This window comes from Phormidium sp. CCY1219, assembly GCF_035615515.1.
Classification (GTDB): domain Bacteria; phylum Cyanobacteriota; class Cyanobacteriia; order Cyanobacteriales; family Laspinemataceae; genus CCY1219.
Genome location: NZ_JAJENT010000458.1, coordinates 1 through 9,372, shown reverse-complemented (window position 1 = coordinate 9,372; position 9,372 = coordinate 1). Strand labels below are relative to the sequence as shown.

Genomic DNA, 9,372 nt, shown 5'->3' with positions numbered 1-9,372 from the left:
GGGGAGAACTCCTCCCTACGCATAAATGACGAGGGTTTCCGTTCTCCCCCTTACCAACCCTAATTTCTGATGACACTTTCCAACAAACTTTGGCAAGCGAATCGAGACTTGGCGCAGGAGTGCATCGAACATCCATTCGTCCAAGGCATTGCCCGGGGAAACTTGCCCCGACACCAGTTTGCTTACTACGTCGGGCAAGATGCGTTTTTCCTCGAAGCCTTTGCCCGCGCCTACAGCATTGCTGCCGCAAAAACCCCCGACTGGGAAAGTTTTGAAGTCTTTCACCGTCTCGGTAGCGGCGTTTTGTCAGAGATTCACCTGCACCAAGGATATGCCAAACAGTGGAATATTGATTTTCAAGCGGTTAAACCGGGGGTGGCAACTCGTCGCTACACTGACTTTTTGTTAGCAACTGCCTGGAGTCAGTCAGTGGGGCTAACGGCGGTGGCGATGGCTCCTTGTATGCGCCTGTATGCGTTTTTAGGCCAACAACTCGCCGCCAACGGGATTGGCGATCGCCAGTATGCGGACTGGATTCACACCTATTCGGACGAGCAATTCGAGCAATTGGCCCGACAGCTCGAACAATTAGTGGATCGCTATGCCGCCTCCACTCCAATGGCGCATTCCACCTATCGCTATGCCATGCTCTGCGAGCGGGATTTTTTTCAAGCTGCCTGCGAAGTCCAAGACGGATAAAATGCCCATCGCAAAAGGGCATAAATTGAGAAAAATGCAGACCTATGCTTTGAGAATCCATCGCGTTTCCAAGACGATAAATCCGTGATAGCCGTGTTAGAAACACTTCTCGTTTTTGCAGTGGGAATAACGCCGCCGTTGCTGTCGGTATGGTTTATGCGAAAAGCCGAAGCCAGCGCCAGCGCGCGCCTGCGATCGGCTCAAGAAATCCCCATGATTAGAATTCCACAGCGCCATCCCTTACCGAACGATCGCCATTATGTAGAAGGAGTGGGAGAAGTGACCGGTGATGTCACCTGTCGCTTTAACGCGCGCTCTGCTTACCTGCGCTGTGCGGTCAATCCCGAAGGACCTTGTAAAGGTTGCAGCCACTATCAACCCACGGATAGTCGATAATGGGCGATCGCTTGCAACTTCGGAAATGCCCTAGAAAGAATTTCCCGAGCGCAAACGAAAAATGACGGGACTCGACGCCATAATTATCACCATTTACCTGCTGTGCGTGGGTACCGTGTTCTTGCGCGCATTCTCCTCCCTAATCCAGGCCAAATTTTTGATTCAATTAGAGCGCGCCTCCCTAGAACGACAACTGCACGCCCAAAATCTCCACAATTGGGTGAAAATTAACTTTAAACTGGCCGATCGCTACGAGTTAGACGAGTTACAAGAACTGGAGCTAAGTGTAGAAAACACTTCATCCGAGCGGACGATTTATATTGACTGGGACTCCAGCAGCGCGATCGATCCCGATGGAAGAGCGCAGCGCATCGTGCGCCTGACGCCCGGTACCACCTTCGATGTATTGTCCTCGCAAGTTTTTAGCGCGATCGCGCCGGGAAAAACCTTAAAAGAAAAGTTTACTACAGAATCCGCTCTCAAGCGCGACCCTGGCATCGGGACATTAAAACCTGTAGGTGGGTTAGTGAATTTGTCTAAATTAAAACCCGATCCCAAAAAAAAGATATCCCCTTCACAAAAAACCCTACCGACAGCGAGGTTTTCGATTCGCCTAGGGTTGCGAGTGGGTACGGGAGAAGCCCGAACCAGTCAGAATCCCTTTTATATCCTCAATTGTGAATTTATTGCCAAACAATTACCCTGGACCGCCAACCTTCCTTGGAACCAAAAAAAGAAATAGGGGAAGAAAAATCGCCAGAGACATTTTGAACTCATGCCCAGCGCAATAGCAGCCCAAAAATACTCCGCATAGGGGGAATTTGCGTTGACCAGAGAGTGGGATAAAGGGGGATTTTTTCACGTGAGCGATCGCCCGGAGAATACTGGAGAGGCGATCGCAACTCAAACGGCAAAATTGCGTCTGGTGCGCCTGAAGGTGCCCACCAGACAGCAAAACCAAAACTTGCCGCCAAAAATCTGGTCAGAAAAAAACGCAATTTCCTTGAGAAAAGCACAGGGAAGGATTAAAATAGAGAGTAGGGAGAGAGTTGGCCTTGGCAGTTGCGGATTCTTTCGCGAATCCGAGGAAAGTCCGGGCTCCCGAAAGACCGAACTTGCTGGATAACGTCCAGTGCGGGCGACCGTGAGGATAGTGCCACAGAAACATACCGCCTTCTTTACATGGTGAAGAAGGTAAGGGTGCAAAGGTGCGGTAAGAGCGCACCAGCACGATCGAGAGGTCGTGGCTCGGTAAACCCCGGTTGGGAGCAAGGTCGGAGGAACTATGGTTGGTCTTTTACCAGTTCCGCTGAGTTAAGAACCGCTCGAGGTGTCTGGTAACAGGCGTCCCAGATAGATAACTGCCCCATTCATTGCGTGCAGTGAATGGAACAGAACCCGGCTTATGTCCAACTCTCTCCCTATTTTTATTTTTAGAGCGTCAGCAACGAGGGAAAGGACTTCGAGAGGCTGGCAATTAACTTGAACGTTTTATGAGTGTGAGTTATCCGCAACGCCAACGGGAACTAGAAAAGCTGATCGAAAAATTGGGACTCCCGGATTCGGTGTCGGTGCGTTGGGATCTGCTGGAATTGGCGCTGACCCACCCGAGTGCTTCATCAGAGGAGAACTACGAGCAGCTAGAATTTATGGGGGATGCAGTGGTGCGCCTCGCCGCGTCAGAATTTTTGTTAGAGAGGTATCCCACAGCGCGGGTGGGAGAGATGGCGAAGATTCGATCCGTGTTGGTAAGCGATCGCATTTTAGCTCAGATAGCCGCCAGCTACGGGCTAGAGCGCTACCTGCTGCTCTCGCCCAGTGCGGCGGGCGATCGCTCCGGTCAGCAGTCGCGCTTAGCCGATGCGTTTGAAGCCCTGTTAGCGGTGCTTTATCTGAGTACCCACACCTTGGAACTGGTGCGTCCCTGGTTGGATTCTCATTTCCAACAGCTCGCCGAAGACATCCGCAAGGATCCCGCACTTCGCAACTATAAAGACGCCTTGCAAGAATGGACCCAACTGCACTATAAAGTTTTGCCGGAATATCGGGTGCGCGAAATTCATCCGCTTTCGCGTCGTCCGCATCGATTTAAGGCTGAGGTGTGGCTACAAGGGGAACGCAAGGGAGAAGGAAGCGGACGCAGCAAAAAAGCAGCGCAACAAGCAGCGGCTAAGGTGGCGTTTTTATCCTTGTGTTCCGAATCGGCGATTCCTTAAAAAGAGGTTTTCGGGTAATTTATGGTAGGGGGTGGATGAGGCATGCCTAGGCAGCAGGGGTTGTCATCGGGCAGCCCCAAACATCCCGGCGCGAGGCACAGCCCATTCACCGGATTGTGGCTGCGCCCGGATTCGAGCGGGAAAAGCTATTACCATAAAAAGCGATAAATGTCAAATCAAATTGGGATTGCAATTTTAGGTGCGGGTCGTTGGGGCGTGCATTTAGTACGAAATTTTTTAGAACATCCGCAAACGCGGGTGATGGCGGTGGTAGACCCCCATGCGGAACGGTTGAGTGCGGCGCGTACGCGCTTTAACTTAGATGAGAGTGTGGTACTCGCCACTGATTGGCAGGAGGTGAAGCAGCTACCGGCACTAGACGCCGTGGCGATCGCCACCCCCGCTTCCACCCACTATTCTCTGATTACCGAGGCGCTCAAACAGAATTTGCACGTATTCGCCGAAAAACCCTTAACCCTAGATTCAGGGGAATGCCGGGAACTGTGCCACCTTGCCCAACAACAGCGGCGAGTTCTGTTTATCGACCACACCTACCTGTTTCACCCGGCAGTGGAAGCAGGCAAACAGGTTCTAGATGCCGGACGTTTGGGAGAATTGCGCTATGGATATGCGACCCGCACCCATCTCGGTCCGATTCGTCAAGATGTGGATGCCCTGTGGGATTTAGGAATTCACGATATCGCCATTTTCAACAATTGGGTGGGGCAAAGACCCATTCAAGCCCAAGCCACAGGCAGAGTGTGGCTGCAAGAAACGCCGCAACGGATGGATAAAGCCGAATTATTTCCCCAAGGGTTGTCCGATTTTGTCATGGCGACCTTAACCTATCCCAATCAATTCCGCGCCTTCATACACCTGTGCTGGTTGAATCCGGATAAACAGCGGCGGTTGGCGGTGGTGGGGACGAAAGGAACGTTAATTTTTGACGAACTCTCCGCCGAGAGTCCGTTGGTGATTCAGCATGGAGAGGTAGAAGCGAGTAACGATCGCCTCATTCCCACCGGGTTAAGTCGGGAAGTGGTCAGTGTAGAAGCTGCCGAACCCTTAGGGCGGGTTTGCGATCGCTTCGTCCGATGCGTGGGCGAGAACTGCACTTCCGCCACATTTTCCCCTCTGGGTTCCGAACCCATTGCATCAGGGGCGATCGGCACCGAATTTGTCGTCATCTTGCAGGCGTTAAGCGAATCTGTTCGCCAAGGGGGTCAACCGATTGCCATTGGGCAAGACTAATTGTTTTGCCACCCAAGACAAAACCAGAAGGATGAAGCACGAAAGACTACCGATGAAACTTCACCCTTCATCCAGGCTGGCAGAAATCCTTTTTGCTTCCGGATCCTCCACATTTCCCTCAGATTCTAACTCCTCGCGCGACCAGAGTTTTAACACAGGCAAAGCCACTTCAACCGTGGTACCTTGACCAATTCCCTTACTGTGTAGCCGAATGGTTCCACCCATCAGTTCGATTAAGTTGCGAGAAATCGCCAGTCCCAAACCCGTTCCGCCATGCTTGCGCGTTCGCGTTCCGTCCACCATCACAAACGGCTGAAACAGTTTTTGCTGTTGTTCCGGGGCAATTCCAATTCCGGAATCTTGCACCGCAATTACCACCAACTCACCGCTGTTGCCATTTAATTCGGGGTCAGAATTGAGCGGGTGGATGGGAGTTTCGATGTAACTCGATAAGGAAATCCTGCCCGTATCGGTGAATTTAATCGCATTTCCGACTAAATTTAGCAGCGCTTGTTTGAGCTTCGCTGGATCTGCTTCCACCGTAATGGATTGGGAATTGGGGTTAACTTGTAACTGCAAACCCTTTTGCTGAATGGCACTTTCTTGTAGATCGACCACTTCTTTGAGAATCTGATTCACCTCCACCGGTTCTAAAACCACCGAGAGGGTACCGGCTTCAATTTTAGAAATATCCAGAATATCGTTAATGATATTGAGCAAGTGAATGGCTGCATCGTCGGCTCTTTGAAGAAACTCGGTTTCCTCGTTGCGGTCATCACAGCAATCATCTCGGACTAATCGAATGCAGCCGATTATTGCATTCAACGGCGTTCTCAATTCGTGAGAAATCGTTGCCAAAAATTCGTTTTTCAGTTGGTTGGCTGTTTTGGCTTCTTTCCAGGCGTTTTCCAACTCTTCTGCCCAAGTTTTTAGGCGTTCTACCATACTATTGAGTGCTTCAGCCAAGCGCTCGAACTCGCCGATTTTTAAGTTGCGGGGTACCTGCTCTGTGGTGGATTGACACTGGATGTTCAGGGCATAGTTTTCCAGTTTTTCAATCGGTAGTGCCAAGTCTCGGGTCAAATAGAGAGTGGCGAGCAGATTTGCCGCCAACAAACCCAAGATGAGGGTGACTAAAACATTTTGAATGTCTTTGAGTCCTGCTAGGGCGTTGTCTAGAGGAGTAACGGCGAGGATCACCCACTTGCGATCGCCCCCCGATAGGGGACTGGGAATTGCCGTATAGCCGGAGAGCAATTCTCTGCCTTGTTGGTCGAAGTTAAACAGGTGTAGAAACGCTTGGCGATCGTTCATCGCATTGTACAGGATACTGTTTAATCGCTGTGCATCTACTTCCTGGTCAATGTTGCGCCCGACTTTTTCCGGTTCCGTCCCATGTTCGAGAATGGTGCCATCTTGGTCGATCACTACCGTATAGCCAGTCAAAGAACCGGGTTGAATTTGGCGATCGCTGGCTCGCTGGCCTACGCTAGACTGGACGGTTAAGGCATAATCTGGCTGCGGTAGGGTTTCCGAGGAAAGGGGGTTAATATTGCCCACATAAACGGGGGCGCTGAAAAACAATTTGAGTTCCCCTTGCTCTTGCCCATTTTCCGGGTTTGGGATGTCGGTTTTGACCTGGATCGCAGAACCCTGGGATGGGAAAATCTCGGTGGCTTCTTGCCACAGATTTAATCGTTGCAAATCGATTTCGCGATCCGTACAGGTACTCGCGAGAATTTCATTCGTTTGTAAATTATTCAGTTGAACGCACTGCACTTTCGTGGGAAGGCGCTTTATCAATGTCTCGATATATTGTTGCGAGGCGGCTATAGAACCCGATTGCAGGGCTGTAGATTCGCTCGCGGTTAACAGGTTCGCTTGTAGCGCTGCGATAGAGGAGTGAATGCTTTCCCCTTTGCGAATCGCGCTTTCGGTGAGGTTTTGGCGAGCGGTTTCTAGAAGGCTAGAACGAGCTTTTCTATAGGTCACATACTCCCCTAATAGCAAAACAGGAACGCTGAGGAGTAAAATCCGTGACAGCAGGATACGGCGAAAGGAGGATTGACCTGGCTTAGACATAGGAAGTTTTTAACGATTGAGATGCACGCCTCGACGGTAACAAAGGTTCAACAGTCTCTAGAGGTTAGACCGCCATTCCTTGCCTATTTTACAAGGGAATGGTTGAACTGCTGTTACCGAGAGGACGAGGCTGCTACAAACATTCTTTCGTTGTCGTTAATACAATTTTATGAAACTGATTGGCACCCTGCTGGTTCTCCCGATTGGGGGAGACCTCATCGGATAACCGTGAGGGTAGATGAGGGAATCGAGGGGTGGTGAAACTGGCGGCTGGTTTTGGTTCTGGGATTGACAAAGGAATGGTTGTTGGAGGTCCAAGTTTCACCACCGAGGTCTGAGCGATCGCGCTTCGGGCGAGTGCTGTACTCCGATGGGTATTCGGCGTGCAGGCTACCCCTGCGGCGATCGGGCTTGTCGGTGTTGGGAGTCCCCTGCGGACGAGCTGCGGGGGGTGGTTGTGGATGCGCGTCCAAACAAAATTTCCCCCTATCTAAAAGGATAATGCTTTCTCCATCCTTTCGGCACATCCTGACGCCAACTAAAAACACTTGGTGCCCGCGATCGCCCCCATTGAGGGTGTAATTACCGGAATTTCAGGCGGGCAAATCAAGATTCCTAGGGGCAGGGAAGGGCAAAAAATCGCCACCGATTAAGAATTGAAAACTTTCGAATAAGTTGGTTGACTCATTCCTAATCGCTCATCCCATATTGGTCCTGGTGCGAGTGCCCGGGCGGCGGGGTGTAGTAACTGGCAATCAGCGCTACGGCTAACCACCAGAGGGTGTTGACTTGGGGTCGATACCAAACTGTGTCCACAGCCCCATGCGCCATCATTCCGCATACAATGGCGATCGCAGCTATCAACCAGTATCCTTCACCCCGATTCTCATCCCGCAGGCGCTTGAGTTGGGTCAAACCCTGATAAATACAGAGCAATACCAACCAGGCAAAAGCGGCTAACCCTATTAATCCCGTTTCTACTGCCGTTTCTAACACGATCGAGTAGGCGCTTAAGGCGGTGTATTTCGGTCTCATATAGAGGGGGTAAATTTTATTAAACGCCGCGTTGCCCGGCCCGATGCCGATTATGGGGCGATCGCGAATCATATCCAACACCGCCGCCCAGACGTTCATCCGAAAATTATTACTGCTATCTTCGCGCCCCGCAAAAATACTGGCCACCCGCATCCGCACTGGCTCCACAAACATCACCGCCAAAATCATGGCGCTGGCGATCGCCCCTAACACCACGGGCATGGCCCACTTTCTCCACCGTTGCGGCAGTTTGACGCTCCACCAATACCCCAACATCAGGGTTAAGGCGCAACCGGTGACCACAAAGCCAATCCAACCGCCGCGACTAAATGTCAGTATCAGACACAGGGAATTCACCACGGTCATGGTAATGGCAAGCGCTTTCGGCATCAGAGCGCGCCACGCAAAAATCGCGGCAATACTCAGGGCCACCGCCGGCAACAAATACCCCGCCAGCAAGTTGGGATTGCCTAAGTAACTGTACACTCGCGTCACTTTCGCTAGGGTGGATTCCGGATCGGTCCAGGTGGCAAGGGCATCGGCTCCATATCGCCACTGTCGCAGTCCTTCAATGCTCACCAATGTGGCAATATGCAAGTAAAGGGTAATTAACCTAGAGCGCCATCGGCGATCGCGCAGTACCTTTGCCATCAGGGCAAACAGCAGCAAGTACAATGTCAGCTTCGTCCACCCCACAAATGCCGCTTTCTTCACCGGGGACATGGCGGTGGCTACTGTGGCAATCCCCCAATACAACAACACCAACAGGTGAATTGGCGTAAAACCGCTTTGGCTATCGTCGCACAGGCTGATCAGCATCCAATACCCGCCGCAAGCAAGCAGCAATACCCCAATTAAGGTTGTGGACACAAACGGACTCAGGGCAAACAGGATGCTGATTAGTAACGCGGCGATCGGTTCTGCCCATTGCATCAAAATACTCCCCGGACGCAGATGCTCTAGGGAACCGATGACAGAGTGCAAGTAACTGGCGCTGCCCCACCGATACAGGGGCAAGTCGGAAACAAAACCCACTACAGGTTGAAAAATATTCCTCATCTGTTAAAACCGCAATGGAACCTGCTTTAAAACGTTACCTCAAATCCAAGCCGATCCCTGGTGGCATCGCTTGGGTCGGTCTGTGGGTTTTTCATCCCCGCCAATGTCTCAACCGGGTTGCAGTTGGAATTAAAAATTAAATTGTCAGGTGAAACCCACTACACCACCACACCCTCGATGTCAAGTGGTTCGTGCCGGATTGGCTCAGCCCAGATAATTAAGTCAAGATTTTTTTGTGATATAATAGTCCGTGAAACTCGGTGGTGCAGGCAGCACTGTTAAGCAATCTGTACATTGCACATCAGCCCTGCCTACACAAATAAGATTATTAAAACCGATTCCATTTTCTTTGTCAACCCTTTGCTCTAACAAGTTGCCAGCGCCAGATTAGGGACTGAACAAGTGGTGAATTAATTCCCACAGAGCGCTGCGGAGGGTGGGAGAAAGAGCGAGGAAAGGGGGGTTAGAACTCATCTGGTCAGTAGGTAAAAAAGGAAAGTAGAGACGCCGAAAAGCGTCTCTATAGAGTAGGTAAATTTTAGGCCACTGCCATGCTGATTGTCATCAGAAATTAGGGTTGGTAAGGGGGAGAACGGAAACCCTCGTCATTTATGCGTAGGGAGGAGTTCTCCCC

General features: G+C 51.2%; 8 protein-coding genes and 1 other RNA gene. 6 read left to right on the top strand and 3 right to left on the bottom strand.

What is annotated here, in order from left to right; translation table 11 throughout:
- Nucleotides 1-69 precede the first annotated feature (69 nt).
- From LKK83_RS11110 to LKK83_RS11085, 6 genes are all read left to right on the top strand, one after another.
- Complete coding sequence (locus tag LKK83_RS11110; RefSeq protein WP_324631173.1) at nt 70-699, top strand: TenA family protein; 630 nt, start codon at nt 70-72, stop codon at nt 697-699.
- A 93-nt stretch (nt 700-792) separates the two neighbouring features.
- A complete protein-coding gene (locus tag LKK83_RS11105; protein ID WP_324631172.1) occupies nt 793-1,095 on the top strand; it encodes a DUF6464 family protein in 303 nt (100 codons plus the stop codon).
- A 61-nt stretch (nt 1,096-1,156) separates the two neighbouring features.
- Nucleotides 1,157-1,837: a hypothetical protein gene (locus LKK83_RS11100; protein ID WP_324631171.1), complete on the top strand. Its 681-nt coding sequence runs from the start codon at nt 1,157-1,159 to the stop codon at nt 1,835-1,837.
- 303 nt (nt 1,838-2,140) lie between these two features.
- Nucleotides 2,141-2,516, top strand: an RNA gene (rnpB, locus tag LKK83_RS11095) — RNase P RNA component class A.
- Nucleotides 2,517-2,588: 72 nt separating this feature from the next.
- Nucleotides 2,589-3,311, top strand: a complete 723-nt coding sequence (gene rnc / locus LKK83_RS11090; RefSeq protein WP_324631170.1) for a ribonuclease III — start codon at nt 2,589-2,591, stop codon at nt 3,309-3,311.
- Nucleotides 3,312-3,479: 168 nt separating this feature from the next.
- Complete coding sequence (locus tag LKK83_RS11085; protein WP_324631168.1) at nt 3,480-4,562, top strand: Gfo/Idh/MocA family protein; 1,083 nt, start codon at nt 3,480-3,482, stop codon at nt 4,560-4,562.
- A gap of 60 nt (nt 4,563-4,622) precedes the next feature.
- Here the strand turns inward: LKK83_RS11085 and LKK83_RS11080 are convergent, their stop codons facing one another.
- From LKK83_RS11080 to LKK83_RS11070, 3 genes are all read right to left on the bottom strand, one after another.
- Entirely contained in the window at nt 4,623-6,644 is a 2,022-nt protein-coding gene (locus tag LKK83_RS11080; protein ID WP_324631167.1) for a sensor histidine kinase, read from the bottom strand.
- 215 nt (nt 6,645-6,859) lie between these two features.
- Nucleotides 6,860-7,117 carry a hypothetical protein gene (locus tag LKK83_RS11075; protein ID WP_324631166.1) on the bottom strand — a complete coding sequence of 86 codons (258 nt, stop codon included), beginning with the start codon at nt 7,115-7,117 and terminating at the stop codon, nt 6,860-6,862.
- 217 nt (nt 7,118-7,334) lie between these two features.
- A complete protein-coding gene (locus LKK83_RS11070; RefSeq protein WP_324631165.1) occupies nt 7,335-8,738 on the bottom strand; it encodes an IctB family putative bicarbonate transporter in 1,404 nt (467 codons plus the stop codon).
- Between the last annotated feature and the right edge of the window lie 634 nt (nt 8,739-9,372).

What these genes read in the sequence shown, in the direction of transcription:
- LKK83_RS11110 (WP_324631173.1), top strand. Translation starts at nt 70, where the DNA reads ATGACACTTTCCAACAAACTTTGGCAAGCGAATCGAGACTTGGCGCAG.
- LKK83_RS11100 (WP_324631171.1), top strand. Translation starts at nt 1,157, where the DNA reads ATGACGGGACTCGACGCCATAATTATCACCATTTACCTGCTGTGCGTG.
- rnc (WP_324631170.1), top strand. Translation starts at nt 2,589, where the DNA reads ATGAGTGTGAGTTATCCGCAACGCCAACGGGAACTAGAAAAGCTGATC.
- LKK83_RS11085 (WP_324631168.1), top strand. Translation starts at nt 3,480, where the DNA reads ATGTCAAATCAAATTGGGATTGCAATTTTAGGTGCGGGTCGTTGGGGC.
- LKK83_RS11080 (WP_324631167.1), bottom strand. Translation starts at nt 6,644, where the DNA reads ATGTCTAAGCCAGGTCAATCCTCCTTTCGCCGTATCCTGCTGTCACGG.
- LKK83_RS11070 (WP_324631165.1), bottom strand. Translation starts at nt 8,738, where the DNA reads ATGAGGAATATTTTTCAACCTGTAGTGGGTTTTGTTTCCGACTTGCCC.